Origin of the sequence: Thiohalocapsa sp. (assembly GCF_022340605.1) — a bacterium.
Classification (GTDB): domain Bacteria; phylum Pseudomonadota; class Gammaproteobacteria; order Chromatiales; family Chromatiaceae; genus Thiohalocapsa.
The window spans coordinates 1-16183 of sequence record NZ_JAJDNQ010000117.1; the positions used below are offsets into that span (position 1 = coordinate 1).

At 65.7% G+C, this 16183-nt stretch carries 15 protein-coding genes; 4 read left to right on the forward strand and 11 right to left on the reverse strand.

Annotation, left to right across the window (positions count from 1 at the left end):
• Positions 1 to 349: 349 nt before the first annotated feature.
• The 3 genes from LJE69_RS15010 to LJE69_RS15020 all read left to right on the forward strand — a co-directional run bounded on the left by LJE69_RS15010 (position 350) and on the right by LJE69_RS15020 (position 2680).
• The gene (locus LJE69_RS15010) at positions 350 to 1312 is read left to right on the forward strand and encodes a transketolase (RefSeq protein ID WP_296926517.1); all 963 of its coding nucleotides are present in this window, start codon (positions 350 to 352) and stop codon (positions 1310 to 1312) included.
• Positions 1309 to 2319, forward strand: coding sequence for a transketolase C-terminal domain-containing protein (locus LJE69_RS15015; RefSeq protein WP_296926519.1), 1011 nt, complete (start codon positions 1309 to 1311; stop codon positions 2317 to 2319). Before LJE69_RS15010 ends, LJE69_RS15015 begins: the two co-directional genes overlap by 4 nt.
• A 79-nt stretch (positions 2320 to 2398) precedes the next feature.
• Positions 2399 to 2680 carry a cupin domain-containing protein gene (locus tag LJE69_RS15020; protein WP_296926521.1) on the forward strand — a complete coding sequence of 94 codons (282 nt, stop codon included), beginning with the start codon at positions 2399 to 2401 and terminating at the stop codon, positions 2678 to 2680.
• Between the two features lie 46 nt (positions 2681 to 2726).
• Here the strand turns inward: LJE69_RS15020 and larE are convergent, their stop codons facing one another.
• Positions 2727 to 3518: an ATP-dependent sacrificial sulfur transferase LarE gene (gene larE / locus LJE69_RS15025; protein WP_296926523.1), complete on the reverse strand. Its 792-nt coding sequence runs from the start codon at positions 3516 to 3518 to the stop codon at positions 2727 to 2729.
• Between the two features lie 275 nt (positions 3519 to 3793).
• Here larE and LJE69_RS15030 point away from each other — a divergent pair, with 275 nt between their 5' ends.
• On the forward strand, positions 3794 to 4372 hold the full coding sequence (locus tag LJE69_RS15030; protein ID WP_296926525.1) for a DUF302 domain-containing protein: 579 nt from the start codon (positions 3794 to 3796) through the stop codon (positions 4370 to 4372).
• 220 nt (positions 4373 to 4592) lie between these two features.
• On the opposite strand, the gene LJE69_RS15035 is transcribed toward LJE69_RS15030, so the two are convergent.
• From LJE69_RS15035 to ribE, 10 genes are all read right to left on the reverse strand, one after another.
• Complete coding sequence (locus LJE69_RS15035) at positions 4593 to 6161, reverse strand: oligosaccharide flippase family protein (protein WP_367114688.1); 1569 nt, start codon at positions 6159 to 6161, stop codon at positions 4593 to 4595.
• Positions 6068 to 7684, reverse strand: a complete 1617-nt coding sequence (locus LJE69_RS15040; protein WP_296926531.1) for an oligosaccharide flippase family protein — start codon at positions 7682 to 7684, stop codon at positions 6068 to 6070. The genes LJE69_RS15035 and LJE69_RS15040 overlap by 94 nt, the downstream gene beginning before the upstream one ends.
• A 26-nt stretch (positions 7685 to 7710) precedes the next feature.
• The gene (locus tag LJE69_RS15045) at positions 7711 to 8553 is read right to left on the reverse strand and encodes a sulfotransferase (protein ID WP_296926533.1); all 843 of its coding nucleotides are present in this window, start codon (positions 8551 to 8553) and stop codon (positions 7711 to 7713) included.
• 178 nt (positions 8554 to 8731) lie between these two features.
• Positions 8732 to 9781 (reverse strand): hypothetical protein, encoded by a 1050-nt coding sequence (locus LJE69_RS15050; RefSeq protein ID WP_296926535.1) that lies wholly within the window; start codon positions 9779 to 9781, stop codon positions 8732 to 8734.
• A 198-nt stretch (positions 9782 to 9979) separates the two neighbouring features.
• Entirely contained in the window at positions 9980 to 10807 is an 828-nt protein-coding gene (locus LJE69_RS15055; protein WP_296926537.1) for a tetratricopeptide repeat protein, read from the reverse strand.
• A 219-nt stretch (positions 10808 to 11026) separates the two neighbouring features.
• Positions 11027 to 13276, reverse strand: coding sequence for a DNA topoisomerase IV subunit A (parC, locus tag LJE69_RS15060; RefSeq protein ID WP_296926539.1), 2250 nt, complete (start codon positions 13274 to 13276; stop codon positions 11027 to 11029).
• A gap of 101 nt (positions 13277 to 13377) precedes the next feature.
• Positions 13378 to 13896, reverse strand: coding sequence for a phosphatidylglycerophosphatase A (locus tag LJE69_RS15065; RefSeq protein WP_296926541.1), 519 nt, complete (start codon positions 13894 to 13896; stop codon positions 13378 to 13380).
• A gap of 210 nt (positions 13897 to 14106) precedes the next feature.
• The gene (thiL, locus tag LJE69_RS15070) at positions 14107 to 15063 is read right to left on the reverse strand and encodes a thiamine-phosphate kinase (protein ID WP_296926543.1); all 957 of its coding nucleotides are present in this window, start codon (positions 15061 to 15063) and stop codon (positions 14107 to 14109) included.
• 86 nt (positions 15064 to 15149) lie between these two features.
• On the reverse strand, positions 15150 to 15647 hold the full coding sequence (gene nusB, locus LJE69_RS15075; protein ID WP_296926545.1) for a transcription antitermination factor NusB: 498 nt from the start codon (positions 15645 to 15647) through the stop codon (positions 15150 to 15152).
• Positions 15647 to 16114, reverse strand: coding sequence for a 6,7-dimethyl-8-ribityllumazine synthase (gene ribE / locus LJE69_RS15080; RefSeq protein WP_296926547.1), 468 nt, complete (start codon positions 16112 to 16114; stop codon positions 15647 to 15649). Before ribE ends, nusB begins: the two co-directional genes overlap by 1 nt.
• Between the last annotated feature and the right edge of the window lie 69 nt (positions 16115 to 16183).

A 16183-nucleotide genomic window follows, 5' to 3' on the forward strand; every position in this document is an offset into this window, starting at 1 on the left:
TGCTGGTTGGTGCTGACTCGGGGCGCGGTGTGTTGCCTTGGCGCCGGTCGCGGCACCGAGAGTGCCGCTCCCACAAGCGCTGCTCCCGAAACGGCTGCTCCAGGCGTGCCGATGTGGGAGCGCCACTGCCTTTTGTGGCGCGATGGCGGCCGGGAGGTTGCCTGCGGCTCGGCGGTTACTTGGGGCGTTGTAGGTTGCCTTGGCGCCGGTCGCGACACCGGGAGTGCCGCTCCCACGAGAGCTGCTCCGCGCGATCCGGCCGCCCCTGCTGCACCGAGATCCCCCAAGCCGCCGCGCGCGGACCATCGCGCTACAATCCGCTCCCCAAGCTGAGCCCGGTGCCCATGCCATGACCCAAGCCGCCGTCACACCCGCTACAACAGCGCTGGATGCACCGGCGACCGCGGTCGATGTCCGCCGCGTCGCCGACGCCGTGCGCCGCCGCGTGCTCGCCTACACGCTGAAGAACAACGGCGGCTACTTGAGCCAGGCGTGCTCCTCGGCGGAGATCCTCGCGACGCTGTACTTGCGGGTGATGCGCCTCGGAGACAGCATCGCACCCCTGGTGCCACGGCCATTCGCCGGCGTGCCCGGACCGGACAACCCGCATGCCTTCACCGGCGCGGCTTACAACGGCCCGCGGGCGCCTGCGCTGGACCGGTTCATCTTCTCGCCGGTGCACTATGCGCTGGTGCTCTACTCCCTGCTCATCGAACTGGGCCGTCTGGGGCCGAACGGCCTGGATGCGTTCAACCAGGACGGCAGCACGGTGGAGCTGATCGGCGCCGAGCACTCGCCCGGGCACGAGGTGACGGCGGGCTCGCTCGGCCAGGCCCTGAGCCAGGCCGGTGGCATGGCGCTGGCACGTCGGCTCCGGGGCGACACGGGGCGAGTCTGGGTGTTCATGTCCGACGGCGAGTTCCAGGAAGGTCAGACCTGGGAGGCCTTCGCGGCCCTGGCGCACCACCGCATCGGCAACCTCGGCGTCTATATCGACGCCAATGCCCAGCAGTGCGACGGTGCAATGACAGACGTGATGACCATCGAGCCGCTGGCGGCGCGGCTGGGCGCCTTCGGTGCCGACGTCCGCGAGGTGGATGGACACGACAGCGATGCGCTGGCGGCCGCCGCGGAGGGCTTCGGCGGTGGTGACCGCCCGCTCGCGGTTATCGCCCGCACCGATCCCTGCCGCGGCATCGAGCTGATGCGCGAGCGGACGCCAAAGCTGCACTACGTCCGCTTCAAGTCCGACGCCGAGCTCCGCGCCTACGAGGCGCTGCTCGCGGACATGACCGCGGAGGCGGCAGCATGATCGAGACCGTCACCCGCCCCCATCGCGAGCACATCGTGCGCTGGGCCGCGCACCGGCCCGAGGTGCTGGTGCTGTCCGCGGACCTGACAGCGTCCTGCGAGGCGGATGCCTTTCGCGATGCCTATCCGGACCGCTTCTACTCCCTCGGCATGGCGGAGCAGAACATGATGGGCTTCGCCGCCGGCCTGGCCCGCGAGGGGTTCTTCCCGTACATCCACACCTTCGCGGTCTTCGTGACGCGCCGACCCTTCGACCAGGTGGCCATGTCCATCGCCTATCCCAATCTGCCCGTGCGGCTGGTGGGCTTCCTGCCCGGGCTCACCACGCCGGGCGGCGTCACGCACCAGGCCATCGATGACGTGGGCCTGATGCGTCTCATCCCGAACATGACGGTGCTGGAGGCCGGGGACGCCACCGAAGTGACCTCGGTGCTGGACGTGGCCCAGGCGGTGGACGGCCCGGTCTACATTCGCCAGCTCCGCGGCGAGGTGCCACGGCTGTTCGCAGAAGCGGAGCCCATGCGGCTCGGCTGCGCGCGGCTGCTGGCGAGCGGCGACGACCTCTGCGTCATCTCCAGCGGCATCTGCACCGAGGAGGCCATGCGCGCCATTGGCGCGTTGCGGGCGCACGGCATCGGTGTGCGGCATCTGCACGTGTCGACGCTGAAGCCGTTCGACGACCAGGCGGTGCTGGAGGCGCTCGCCGGCGTGCGCCTCGGCGTGGTCACCATGGAGAACCACAGCATAATCGGCGGTCTCGGCGCGGCGGTTGCGGAGCTGATGGCCGAGCACGGCATCGGCCGCCGGCTGCTTAGGCTCGGCCTCAAGGACACCTACGCACACGGCGCGAGCCGGCCTTATCTGCTGCGCGATTACGGCCTGGATGCCGCCGCGCTGGTGCGCGCCGCCGCGGACCTCGCGGGAGAGCCGCTCGACATCGGCGACGACGACCTCGCCTCGGTGCGGCTCGGCACCATGACGGCGGCGGAGAAGACCGAAGATTTATGATCGCACCGCCGCGCGTGCCTGCCGAGCGACTTCGGCGGTGTTCTGCGCGGATGGCCCCGACAGCCCAGGAGACGTACGTATGTCAGACCTCCAAATCCTTTGCGAGCACAAAGCCTCCCCCGCCAAGCTGGAGGTGCTCGGCGTGGAGCAATGGCCCGTCTGGAAGAAGGAGCCATCCACCTTTCCCTGGACCTATGACCAGAGCGAGACGTGCTATGTGGTCCGCGGCAAGTTCACGGTCACCCCGGACGGCGGCGCGCCGCAGCAGTTCGGCCGGGGCGACCTGATCACCTTCCCCGCCGGCCTTTCCTGCACCTGGGAGATCACCCAAGCGGTCGAGAAGCACTACGACTTCGGGTGACCGCGGCCGCGAGTCAGCGCGGCACCGCGCTTGCCGCTCTCAGAAGTCAGTTTCCCGGCTCGCTCATGCTGCCATGCCGATAGCCGAACAGGTCCAGACAGACGTGGCGGAAGCCGAGTGCATGCAGCGCCTCGCCAATGGCATCGGCCTGCTCCACCAGCCGCCCGCGCTGGGCCGGCGCCACCTCGATGCGGGCGAGGCTGCCGTGGCAGCGCACGCGCACCGACTCGAACTCCATGCCGTGCAAGAGCCGCTCGGCCTCTTCGATGCGCTGGAGCTCGCGCATCGACACGGGATGGTTGTGACGCAGGCGAGTGAGCAGGCAGGCGTTGCTGGGCTTGCGCCATGTGGATAGACCAAGCTCGCGGGAGATGGCGCGCACGGCGTCTTTGTCGATGCCGTGCTCGATGAAGGGCGTGCTGATGCCGAGCTCGTGCAGGGCCATCAGGCCAGGGCGGCTGGCATCCGCATCGTTGAGGTTGCTGGCATCGACGAGCGTCGCGTAACCCAGCAGCCGCGCCCGCTCCATCAGCAATTCGCACATGTGGCGCTTGCAGCGGTAACAGCGGTCCGGCGGGTTGTCCTGCACACCTTCCGGCATGTCCATCTCGACCAGCTCGTGGTGCACACCCAGCTCTGCGGCAAGGGCCACGGCATCGCCGATCTCCTGGCGAACCATATAGGGCGTCACTGCCGTCAGCGCGACGACATTTGCCGCGCCGAGGGCCGCCCGTGCACAGGCCAGCAGCAATGTGCTGTCGACGCCGCCCGAGAAGGCCACGGCCAGACTGCCGTGCCCTTTGAGCGCTTCGACCAGCCCGTCGTATCTCCGATCCAATCCTCTCCTCCCCCGACTCAAATTGCTCCGGTGTATGGTTGCCGCGCGCCATGGTCATAGCCATTGCGGACACGCGACCGGCCCACAAGTATAGAGACTCCGTGGCCCAGAATCCCGAAGACGCACCACGACAACGGAGCCAACAGCACGGGCGGTTGTATCCGCCGCGTGAGCCGGCGTTCCGATTGGCAGACGCCCGTCAACCCGTCACAATGTCCCGCGTCGGGCTCAGCCCGTAGCGACTATACCAGCCCGCATGCCGCCACCACGTCGGCATGAACAAACAGAGCGCAGCGACCGGCGGTCTGCGCGACGCGCACCCCGCGGCACCTGCCAAAGGAGAACCGAATCCAATGCGTATCAAATCCCTGCTGCTGACTGTTGCATTTCTGGCCTCGCTCCTCGGCGCACCCTGCGCGACCTTCGCCGCCGAGGGTTCATCGATCTCGGATACGGTCTTGAAGATGCCGCTCGCGGATGGCGTCAGCATGGACGACGCGGTGGACTCCATGAAGCTTCGCGCCAATTCGCTCAACTTCAAGCTCGTCGCTCACCTCCCGTTGTACAAGGAGCTCCAGGCAATGGGCGTCGAAAGCAAGCGCATCGAGATCTTTCAGTTCTGCGACGCGCGCATCGCGAAGGAAATGGTGACCTACAACCCGGACTTCTCCGCTTACCTGCCCTGCCGTATCACGCTGATCGAAGACGCCGACGGCAAGCCCTGGCTGGTGACCCTCGACCTCGGCAAGGTCCTCCAGAACGCCAACCTGTCTCCGGAGCTGCAGGAAAAGGCCGAGCAGGTACGGGACAATATCCAGTCCATCATGGAAGCAGGCGCGAATGGAGATCTGTAGCCAACACGGCCCTTTCGCGTTCTTGCGCTAGCGCCTTCAGACCCTACTAGCGTAACCCGACGCTGGGCGTCGGGAAGCCATTGATGGTCGGGTTACGCCATCGCTAACCCGACCTACACCGAATACTTTCACAATCTCGAAGCGCATCCACCGTTTTGCCTGCGGTGGATGCGCTCCGCTTCATCCCGCCTAAGATGTTCACGTTGTTTCCGAACCGTTGCTAACGTACCACCAAGCCCAGGAGCCTGTCGCGGACACCTACGAGGGGCACGTGCGTTTTCCAAAGCAGCATCAATAGCCCGACAACGGCCGCGTAACTGACAAAGACCGCCCCACTGCCCGCAAGCACCGCAAGCACGGTGCTTGCGGGCTCCGCCCGATGCGCCACGGACGCCGCGATCAAGCCGGCCAGCAGCGCCGCGCTCGAACCAATCAATGCCGGAAGTACCGCGTACAGAACGTCTCCCGCCGCTATCCCCAAGCGCGAGCGCCGCGCCAGTCGCAGCATCAAGGTACACATGAACGCCTCGCGCAAACTGATGCCGACGGCAACGGCAGTCAATCCGTACGGTGAGAGACCGATGACAACCACCACGGTCGCGCCCAGGGTCCAGAGGTTGACGCCCACGAGCTCCGCCACCAGCCCCTGTGCATTGATGAGCCCGCGCAGCGTGGAAACCACCACCAGGCATGCGGCGCCGCCGATCATCGCCTGAAGCGGCAGCCCGGCACCGCGCCAGGCTTCCCCATACAGAAGCGCGATCACCTGCGGCCCCACAACCAGCAGCGCCACCAAAAACGGCCACGTCAGCAGCGTGACCCCGCCCACGGCCTCAAAAAAGCGTGTCCGGGATGCAGCCGCGTCATTTTGTATGCGCGAGAAGGAGCCAAGCAGCAGCGGGCCGATGCTCTCCCCGAACTGGTCGGGAGGAATCCGGGCCAGCGAATAGGCGCGGTTGTACAGGCCGAGCGCCGCGGTACCGAGCAGCCCGCCCACCATCATGTTGTCGACCCGGTTGCCGGACACACTGATGAGGCTGTTGATCGCCGCAAACCGGGCATATTTCAGCAGCGTCCATCCGTCCTCGAACCGCGGCCATTGCGGCCGCCACTTCAGCCGCCCCGCGATGCCCGCGGCCTTGATCGCCATGCTGACAAAGGCGGCCAATACCAGGCTGTAGGCACCGGCCCCGACCAACGCCGCGAGCACCGCACTCGCCGCGGACATGCTGAACGCAGAGATATCCAGGCGCGCGACCTCATCGAAGCGCATCTCCCGCCGCAACACCGCCAACCCCAGCGAGGTGTAAGGGGTCAGCAGCAATGTTCCGGCCATACAGAGAAAAACCGTCGCAAAGCCCGGCGCCCGATAGACTGCCGCGAGCGGGATGACCGCAATCCATGCACAGCCGAAGCAGACCAGCGCAAATCCCGTCAGGAGAAAGAACGCCGCGTTCAGCGCATCCCGTGACAGGCTGCGCGCCTGCAGCACGGCCTGCGGCAAGCCGAATTGAGCAACCAGCAACAACAGGGATGTATACGCCGTTACCGCGATAAACAGCCCGAACTCCGCTGGTCTCAGCAACCGCGCGAGCACGACTCCCAACACGAACTGTCCACCGGTCAGATACAGGCTACCTGCATAGGACCAAATCGCCCCGCGGAATGTCGGCGACAGGCGCTCTCCACTCCGCCTCACTCGCACCTCTGAGGCTTGCTGAATGCCAAAGCGACCTCCGCCGCGGCCTCGTTGCCGCGTTCGCCTCGGTGTCGTCCGAGCCGCTCCCACAACGTCCGCGCCGCCTCGCGCGCGGTTCCCGCCACCAGTGCCCGGGATGCCTGCAAGGGTCCATGACCCGTCCAGACGAGCGCAACGACCACCAACGCCGTCAGGTACACGCCAAACACGAAAGCCGTCATCGCCCCAAGCCGAAAGGCCTCAAACAGCCAAACGTCTCTCGCCCCACCTATCTCGGTGAACAGCAAACCGCCGGCAAGGAAAGCAATGATTGCTGCCAACACTACGGGCGCAAGGATATGGCCGATCTCCGCAAGCGAAAAAGCCACGGCCGTCGACCGCAGAATCCTGGTCATCAGAAACACGGTCACACCCTCCTTTAATGTAATGCCCGCGGCAACCGCCGTCAGACCAAACGGCGACAACCCAAGCACGACGCCGGATGTTACGGCCAGATTCCATGCATGCACCCCAAACAGTTGCTTGACGAGTCCCTGTGCACTGATTAATCCCCGCAGCGTGATCGACACAACGATCAAGGCACCACCCACTGCCATCACCTGGAGCGGCTCCCCCGCCCCGTACCACTCCTTTCCGTAAAGCAGGCCGACAATACCTGGTCCGCACAGCGCCAACACGACCAAGAATGGCGAGGTCAGTGAACTGATCAATACAATGGCTGTACTGGACAGATCCCGCGACTGCTTGCAATCGTCCTGAACCCGCGACAACGAGGAAAACAATATCTGAAACATGCCTTCCCCAAACTGATCGGTGGGGATCCGCGCCAACGAATACGCCCGGTTGTACACGCCCAGGTTCTGCACCCCTAGACGGGAACCGACCAACAGATTATCCACACGGCTGTTCAGCATGCTCATCGCACTGTTGAACATGGCATATCGCGCGTAGCCCCACAGCGGCGCGATGGGCATGAAGGCCGGCTTGGCTGGACGCCAGCGCGTCGCGCCCGCAACCAGGAGAGAAGTCGTGAGCATCGAGGCGATCGCACCTGCGACGAGCGCGAATGGACCGAATCCGGTCGCGGCCAACAGTATCGTACTCGGCACCGTTGCCGCGAATGACCACACGGAGATGCGCGCCGCAACATCGAACATCATTCTGCGACGCAGAATGGCCATTGCCACGCCATTGTACGGGATAATGAGGAATGCAAAGCACATGCCGTAAGCGATGTGGGCGAAGTGCGGTGCATCGAACAATCTACTCAAGGGCGCCGCTACCAGTGCGATGGCTCCGGCGGTCAGAACCGCGCCCACCGTCATCGTCCAGAATGCTGCATTGAACTGTTCCGACGCCAATTCCTTGGTCCGGACCAGTGTTTGCGGCATGCCAATCTGCGCAAACAGAAGCAATACTGACGTAATTGAGGTTACCGCGATGAACTCGCCGAAGTCGGACGGGGACAGGAGACGCGCAAGTACCAGACCCAGCAGAAACTGGGCAATCGTGATGCCACTTCCACCCATGAAGGTCCAGAGCGCACCTGCACGCAGGCGGCGTACGTCCAATCCTGACACGTCAGCACGCCGTCCGACGCGGGTGCGGCGCACGAGCGTGGTGCATGGCCAACGCAGGCCTAACCGGGCGCATAGCCAAATGCCGACATCGTATCGCCGGCAATGTTCGCCACGAGGTCCTTCTCAGCCGCCGTCAGCTTGTCGCCGCGAGCCACGCCGCTCTGGTCGACCGGCCGCGTCGCCCGGGTTCCCCCGGCATGGCGCTCGTCGCCGTGAAAGCGATGATGCTCCAGCACATGCTCGGACCATTCCAAGCCCAAGCTTCCTATCACCGGCCGCATCACCGCCTCCGGTTGCGTGACCAGATCTTCGTACTTGACCGGATGGACTTGCATGCCCTGTTCGCGGTAGTTCTCCATGAGCAGCAGCTTGTGCTTCCATATCGTGGCACCGAGCGAGATAGGATCCAGTCTCTCAACGCCTGCGCAGTCTTCCGGGGAGGTGACAGCCAAGGTGCGCATTGCTTCCATGGTCCCATGCTTCGTCAGCCAGTTCTTTCCATCCGGAAACATCAGGTCACGCATGGATGCGACGACGGCAAACGGGTGACGTACCATCCAAATCAGGTGACTGCGGGGAAAAGCGCCCGCCACGTCGTCAACCCGGGCTGTCACCATGGGCAATTTGTAGACAGTCAGTCTGCGGCTGAGCGCGTTCGCCGCGACGACCGGCCACGGCGGGAGGTCGAAATCCGAATGCACTTCGTCCAGTCCGGTCAGCCGCGGGTGTGCGGTTAGCATGAGAAACATCAACGTGGTGCCGCTGCGCTGCGACCCCAGCACTAGCGCGACCTTCCCGGACAACGCGCGCGTTGGCAATCGCAACCGCGACAGCCTCTGCACACCTGGCTTGGAGCTCAGCCAAAGCAACTCGCGCTGAAATGCGAGATCGTAGCGATTCATCTGGCCTCCGGACAGCTTGGCAGCGCGGTCAGCGCGATTGCCGGTTTGTCGATCATTCAACAGATCACAACGACTGGACACGGGGATCGGCCTCTGCACCGTCCCATGCCGAAAACATTCGTCTCTCGGAATACTGGAGCAGCGCTCATCTTCCCGCTTTGGGCCTGCGGCGAGCCGCTTAGACGTAGCCTCGAAACTCCTCCGCCCGAAGCTTGGCGGAAATCCTTCCGCCGTAATAGCGGCGCCAGCGGTCCGCCCAATCCAGCCCGTAGGTCAGCACACGCCATGCCGCGGCGGGGACGCGCATGGTCGCGCCCTGGCGCCGCTTCCGGAAATACGCAGGAACCAGAAGCGAATCAATGAGGTGAACCCAGTTGCCCAGTTGGACATCGCCGGAAATCTCCGCGCGCCGCCGCGCCATGTTATGGCGGAGCTTCTGGCACAGGCTTGGATCATTTTTCAGCTGCTCCAGGGTGGCCAAGAGATGCTGCAGAGAGTCGACCCGCAGGTAGTCCTCCCCAGCGACACCGTGCCATTCCATGGCGCTGTCGGCGGACACGAGCGGTATGACATCTGCGCGCCAGGCGTTGAACAACTTGCTTGCGGGCTTCCAAATGTCATTCCAGTGCTTGTGGAAGCCGCGGATCGTGACGACGCAATCCAGGTCGTCGTAGCGGGTCCACGCCTGCGACGGGAATCGCGTTTCCCAGCGCAGGTTCAAGCGCTTCAGCCCTGCTAGCCAGACGTCGCTGCGCAACTCTGGATCGAGGTTGAACTCGGTACCGAGGTAGCCGACGGTCTCGACTTTGTCGCCGCGTTGGGGATCCCTGGGCATGAGGCCGGGCTGAGTCCAATGCGGGATATACCGTCTTTTCCAGAACCACGACTGGCGCTCCTGCAACGGATTCTGGACGACATGGATGTCCGCGTTGATGCAACGTCCCCGGTCCCCTTCAGCGCAGACCAGGAGTACGTCCGGGCGAGGACGCAGCGATCCGTCACGCAGTACTCGCGTATGCGTAATGACAATGCCTCGACGCGGAAGTTCTGAGCACCTCTCGACAGGGTAGCCATGTGCCTTGAGCCTGAGATAAGTCAATACAATCCAAGCAGCGACGCCGAGGTGCTTCTCTCCCTCGGCCCAGGACATGTACTCATTTTCGTTGCCGGGCCAGGCGTCGAACATCGTGCTCGGCACGTAAAAGTATATCGGCGGCCAGTCTTTCATGTGACAGATCGGGCAAAGCGAAATCAGGTACGACTGTGAGCGAGCGTCGAAACCGGCGAGAAATACGGAATGCCGGCATTGCCATAAACAATGGTCGAGGCGCGGCGCGGGAGATCGCTCAGCGGCGATGGCGCGGCATCCAACCGAGCAGTCCGGCGCGCGCTGGCAGATCGTGCGGGGGCGCCTGCGGCGCGACGACTACTCGTCCGGAAGCCTGGACTTGAGGTTGTCCATTTTCATGCCGGCTTGTTCGGCCTGCTGGGCATATTCCCTCGCCCGCTTGTAGTCTCCCAACTCGTAGTAGTCGCTTGCGAGATAGTAAAGGATGGGGCCGCGGCCCGCGCCGGCCGCGAGGCCTGCTTCGAGTTGGGCAATGGCGGCGTTGAGGTCGCCGCGCCGGGCGGTCAAGCGGGCGTGCAGGACGTAGGCGTTCGTGTTCTTGGGGTTCAAAGCAGTGACGTCCTGCAACACCTTCATGGCTTCGGCGTACTGCCCGGCTCCGCCGATCGCCTCCGCGTAGCGCAATGACAGCTCCTGCCAAAACGGGTTGCGCGGCGCGGACCGCAAGCGCGCTTGATTGATGGCCGCGGCAGCCGCGCGGAACTCCGCCGCGGCGCTCTCTTTGTTACTGCGGAGCCAGCCGATGTCGTTGGCGCGCGAGATATGGGTAAGACCGGCACAGTATTGCTCGAGGTCGTACCAGTCGGGGCCTAATTGACGCTTCCAGAACGCCACCTGTTGCTCGTCGACAGGAAACTTGTTGCGCCAAACGTGCTTGCGGTTCTCGGGCAGATCCGCCATCTTGGCCTTGCAGTAGGGCGGATAGACATAAAAGTCCTTTTGTGACGGCTCGAAGGTACCGGCGTTGCCGGCACGCACAAAGACCGCCGTGACCAGCAGGAGAAGGCACCGCGAAGCTGCCTTGATGGTGACGGGACGGCCCGAGGGCATCGAGATGCCTGTTTGCATGCGGTGGACCGGCTGGTCGGCGCGTATGCGCAGGCGCGTCTCAGTGATTTTGAACATAGTGCGTCACATCAACAGAATGTCACGAGCGACGGATGCGCTGTTCTGCATTTCGCAGTGCCAATGCCAGACACTGATGCGGAGGAACGCACGACGCGCGGCTCTTGGCGCTATACCGTTCATCACAGCTCGGGGAATTGGCGCAGTGATGGCGCGCTATCGCTGATCCAATCCAGGCACACGCCGCCCCGGCGCCGCGCTGAGCGGTCACCAGCGGGCTCAGGTGCTTTGGAGCCCATCGACACGCTGGAATCCGCGCGGCAGCAATGCGCCACGCCGCCCCCGTTCGCCGCTGTAGCGCATGACGTCCTCGGGTTTCAGCGTCATGGTGCGCTTACCGGAAGACAGCAGTAGGCTCGCGCCTTCTGAGAGCACCATGATGGCGACGACGAATTCCTCTCGCGCATGCATCCTGGCCGCTGGGATGCCGATGATCTTGTTGCCCTTGCCCCGCGCGAGTTGGGGCAGGTTAGTGGCCGGGAATACCAGCAGGTGGCCGCTGCTGGTGGCCGCGACCACCAGGTCGGCAGCGCTCTCGGGGACCGGTGCCGGCGGCAGGACCCGTGCACCCGCGGGGAGTGTCAGCACCGCCTTGCCGCCCTTGGGCTTGGCATACAGGTCGGACAGGGAGCAGATGAAGCCGTAGCCCGCGTCGGAGGCCAGGAGCCAGCGGTCGTCCGGCTCGCCGGCGAGCACGGCCACGAAGCTGGAACCGGGGGGCGGATCGAGCCGGCCGGTCAACGGCTCACCCTGTCCGCGTGCCGACGGCAGCGTGTGCGCGGGTAGAGAGTAGGCGCGGCCGCCTGAATCCAGAAATACCACCTGCTGGTTGCTGCGCAACCGCGCGGCACCGAGGAACCCGTCCCCGGCCTTGTAGCCGACGCCAGTGGGATCGATCTCGTGCCCCTTGGCCTGCCGTACCCAACCCTTGGTGGACAGAATGACCGTGACGGGCTCAGTCGGGCTGAGCTCGGTTTCGTTCAGCGCCTGCGCCGCCTCGCGCGCCACCAGCGGGGAGCGGCGCTCGTCGCCGTAAGTCTCGGCGTCGCGCTCGATTTCCTCGATGATCAGGTCCCGCAGGCGACCGGCATCACCCAGGATGCCTTGCAGGCTGTCGCGCTCGGCTTGCAGTTCCTCCTGCTCGCCGCGGATCTTCATCTCTTCGAGCCGCGCCAACTGCCGCAGGCGGGTGTTGAGCACGTACTCGGCCTGGGCGTCGGTAAGCTCGAAGCGTGCCATCAGCACCGGCTTGGGCTCGTCCTCGGTACGGATGATGCGGATCACTTCGTCGATGTTGAGGAAGGCGATCAGCAAGCCGGCCAACAGGTGCAGGCGCTCCAGCACCTTGTCGAGGCGGTGCTGCAGGCGCCGGCGCACCGTTGCGCGGCGGTAGTCGAGCCATTCGCTCAGGATCTCGCGCAGGTCCATGACCCGCGGGCGCCCATCCATGGCGATCATGTTCAGATTGACCCGGTAGCCGCGCTCGAGGTCCGTGGTGGCGAACAGGTGCGACATCAGCCGCGGCACGTCCACGCGGTTGGAGCGCGGCACGATGACGAACCGGGTCGGGCACTCGTGGTCCGATTCGTCCCGCAGGTCCTCGATCATCGGCAGCTTCTTCGCCTGCATCTGCCCCGCGATCTGCTCCATGATGCGGTTGCCGGAGACCTGGTAAGGCAGAGCGGTGATGACGATCTCGCCCTGCTCCAGCGTGTAGCAGGCGCGCTGCTTGATGCTGCCGAGGCCCGTCGCGTAGATGCGCTTGAGCTCGTCCGGGGGTGTGACGATCTCGCCGGCGGTGGGGAGATCCGGCCCGGGCACGTGGCGCATCAGCGCGTCGATGTCCGCATCGGGATGCCGCAGGAGATGAATGCAGGCGCGCGCCACCTCGCGCAGGTTGTGCGACGGGATATCCGTCGCCATGCCGACGGCGATGCCGGCCGCGCCGTTCAGCAGCAGGTTCGGCAACCGTGCCGGCAGCAGCTTCGGCTCCTCCAGCGTGCCGTCAAAGTTTGGCTGCCAGTCGACGGTGCCCTGCCCCGTCTCCGCCAGCAGCACTTCCGCATAGCGGGCCAGCCGCGCCTCGGTGTAGCGCATGGCGGCGAATGACTTGGGGTCGTCCGCGGAGCCCCAGTTGCCCTGGCCGTCGATGAGGGGGTAGCGGTAGCTGAAGGACTGCGCCATCAGCACCATGGCCTCATAGCAGGCGGTGTCGCCGTGCGGGTGGAACTTGCCCAGCACATCGCCGACGGTGCGGGCGGACTTCTTGAACTTGGCCGTCGCCGCCAGGCCGAGCTCGGACATGGCGTAGAGGATGCGCCGCTGCACTGGCTTGAGCCCGTCCCCGACGTGCGGCAGCGCACGGTCGAGGATGACGTACATGGAATAGTCCAGGTACGCCCGCTCGCTGAACAGGTGCAGCGGGAGGCGCTCCAGCCCCTCCGCGTTGTAGGTGGGCAGATCGGTCATCGGCTAGGGGACGGCGGACCGGGGCTCCTCGACCACTGGGCAGGGGGCGACTGGGAGCGAAGCCACTGGGAGTGAAACGTTAACAGCGGGGCGATGGGCGATCAGTGGGCGCCGGCACCACGCAGCGATGCATCCACCATCATCCAGATGACGTGCAGCACGAGCCAGGTGTAAGCGCCTGCCATGACATCATCCAGCATGATGCCGAGGCTGCCCTTGAAGCGACTTTCAAAGCTGGCGATGGGCCAGGGCTTGACGATGTCGAAGGCGCGGAACAGCAGGAAGCCGGTGATGATCCACATGATGCCGGCGGGGGCGGCCATCATCGCAACCAGGAAGCCCACTACCTCGTCCCAGACAATGGACGGCGGATCATCGGCGCCGATCTGCTCGGCGACCGTACCGACGGCCCAGACGCCGACGGCGAAGAGGCCAACGACCACGAGCGTGTAGAGCGCCGCTGGCAACATCGACAGCACCAGGTACAAGACGACGCCCACCAGGGTGCCGACGGTGCCGGGGGCCATCGGGGACAGCCCCGCGCCGAAGCCGAAGGCGAGCCAGTGCTTGGCATCCGCGGCGTTGAAATTGGGTGGGGTGGTTTCGGCGGGTGAACTCATGCTGAAGCTCCTTATCCGACAACAATGATCGGGATCAAAGAAGTATTCGGTTGGCCGACTATTGTCGCACAGCTCCAGGGTCGGCGCGCTTCGATGGGGCCTGCGAGCCTTGATTCATGCAGGGAAATCACCGATCGAGTGGCGTACTGGCCGCGCATCGCGGCGGGGACGCCGCTCCCACGTGTGGGGCTTTGCGGCCGGAAGCTGCGGTCAGGACGCGACGAAGTGATCATAGCCGCCGCCGGTGGCGTTCCAACCGCTGCCGTCCGCCCGCACCAGCCGCAGCCCCTGCCCGGCCACGATCTCGCCGATGGTGGTGAGCGGACAGCCCGCGGCCGCCGCCAATACCGGCAACTGCCCGAGCGCCGCGGGCGGCAGCGTGAAGCAGAGCTCGTAGTCGTCGCCCGAGGCGAGCGGCAGTGACCAGTCTTCGTCCACGGCGACGGCGGCGGCCACCTGGTCCGCCAGGGGTAGACGCTCCAACTCCACGCGCGCCCCGCAGCCGCTGGCCGCGAGGACATGACCCAGATCCGAGATCAGGCCGTCTGACAGGTCGATGGCCGAGGTCGCGAGGCCGCGCAGCACCTCGCCGAGGGCAACCCGCGGCGACGGCCGGTCCAGCCGCCCGCGCAGGTACTCGTCCAGCGGCTCCCCCTGCGTCAGGTGGCGCAGGGCAAGCCCCGCGTCGCCGAGGGCGCCGCTGACGCAGATGAGATCCCCAGGTCGGGCGCCGGCTCGCCGCAGGACATGGTCCGCCGGCACGAAGCCGTGCGCCTGTACCGTGACGGTGAGCGGGCCGCGAGTGAGGTCGCCGCCTACCAGGCGCACGTCCTCGGCCGCGGCCAGCGCGCCGAAGCCGCGCACGAAGGCGGCGAGCCAAGCCTCGTCGGGCTCCGGCATGGTGAGTGCCAGCGTCGCCCAGGCAGGCTCGGCACCAACCGCGGCGAGGTCGCTCAGGTTCACCGCCAGCGCCTTCCAGCCGAGCGCCTCGGGATCGCAGTCCGGCAGAAAGTGTACGCCAGCGACCAGGGTGTCGATACCCACCGCCAGCTCGCGGCCCGCGGGCACGCGCAGCAGCGCGCAGTCGTCGCCCACGTCCACCAGCACGTCGTCGCGCGCGGTGCCGACACCGGTGAGGTGCCGACGGATGAGATCGAATTCCGACATCGAAGCGTCAGCGATTGATGGCCTTTGGGAGCGGCGGTCGCGGTCTGGGAGCGACACGCTCGGTGCCGCGACCGGCGGCAATTGGATCAGCGGCTGGCCGTCCCCCGCGCTTCCGCCCGAACCCGGCGGGCAAGCTTGTCGAGGACGCCGTTGACGTAGCGATGACCCTCGGCGGCACCGAATTCCTTGGCCAGGTTCACCGCCTCGTTGATGATGACGCCAACCGGCAACTGCGGCGAGTGCAGCAGCTCATAGCTGCCGATGCGCAGGATGTTGCGCTCCACCGGGTCCAGGCTGGTAACGGCACGGTCCAGCAGCGGGCGCAGCGCATCGTCGATCTCGTCGGCATGCTCGCCGACGCCGCGCACCAGCGTGCTGAAGAGCTGGGCGTCGTAGCGGGCGCGCTTGGCCGGCGCCGCCGGCTCCGGGTCAGGCTCGCCGAGCAAATCCGCCGCGACGGCGGCGCCCCAGTCGGGGTCGTCGAGGAAGTGCCGGACGATCTCGGCCGGGTCGCCCGCGCTGAGCTGCCAATCGTACAGCGCGAGCAGTGCATAGCGTCGGGCTTCGCTGCGCGGGCCCGCCATCAGTCGAGCTGCCGCAGCAGGTCGACCATCTCCAGCGCAGACATGGCCGCCTCGGCACCCTTGTTGCCGGCCTTGGTGCCGGCGCGCTCGATGGCCTGCTCGATGCTGTCCACGGTGAGCACGCCGAAGGCGATGGGCACGCCGTGGTTGAGGCTCACCTGGGCGATGCCCTTGACGCATTCACCGGCCACGTACTCGAAATGCGGGGTGCCGCCCCGGATCACGGCGCCGAGCGCGATGATGGCGTCGTAGCCGCCCTTGGCGGCGATGCGCTCCAGGGCCACCGGCATCTCGAAGGCGCCCGGCACCCGCACGATGGCGAGGTTGGCCGCATCTGCACCGTGGCGCAGGAGGGTATCGATGGCGCCCTTCTCCAGGCTCTCGACGATGTAGCTGTTCCAGCGCGACACCACCAGACAGAAGCGTCCCTGGTCGGCGCGCATGGCCCCTTCGATGGTCTTGATCATCTATGGTCACCGGATTGGTTGCAGAGCGCTCTTGTCGGCCCCTGCTTGGTTGTTCCAGCCGCGGCATCC

Bases quoted from the DNA above. Each gene is read 5' to 3' on its own strand.
- LJE69_RS15010 (WP_296926517.1), top strand. From the start codon at position 350: ATGACCCAAGCCGCCGTCACACCCGCTACAACAGCGCTGGATGCACCG.
- LJE69_RS15015 (WP_296926519.1), top strand. From the start codon at position 1,309: ATGATCGAGACCGTCACCCGCCCCCATCGCGAGCACATCGTGCGCTGG.
- LJE69_RS15020 (WP_296926521.1), top strand. From the start codon at position 2,399: ATGTCAGACCTCCAAATCCTTTGCGAGCACAAAGCCTCCCCCGCCAAG.
- LJE69_RS15030 (WP_296926525.1), top strand. From the start codon at position 3,794: ATGAACAAACAGAGCGCAGCGACCGGCGGTCTGCGCGACGCGCACCCC.
- LJE69_RS15045 (WP_296926533.1), bottom strand. From the start codon at position 8,553: ATGAATCGCTACGATCTCGCATTTCAGCGCGAGTTGCTTTGGCTGAGC.
- LJE69_RS15050 (WP_296926535.1), bottom strand. From the start codon at position 9,781: ATGAAAGACTGGCCGCCGATATACTTTTACGTGCCGAGCACGATGTTC.
- LJE69_RS15055 (WP_296926537.1), bottom strand. From the start codon at position 10,807: ATGTTCAAAATCACTGAGACGCGCCTGCGCATACGCGCCGACCAGCCG.
- parC (WP_296926539.1), bottom strand. From the start codon at position 13,276: ATGACCGATCTGCCCACCTACAACGCGGAGGGGCTGGAGCGCCTCCCG.
- LJE69_RS15065 (WP_296926541.1), bottom strand. From the start codon at position 13,896: ATGAGTTCACCCGCCGAAACCACCCCACCCAATTTCAACGCCGCGGAT.
- thiL (WP_296926543.1), bottom strand. From the start codon at position 15,063: ATGTCGGAATTCGATCTCATCCGTCGGCACCTCACCGGTGTCGGCACC.
- nusB (WP_296926545.1), bottom strand. From the start codon at position 15,647: ATGGCGGGCCCGCGCAGCGAAGCCCGACGCTATGCACTGCTCGCGCTG.
- ribE (WP_296926547.1), bottom strand. From the start codon at position 16,114: ATGATCAAGACCATCGAAGGGGCCATGCGCGCCGACCAGGGACGCTTC.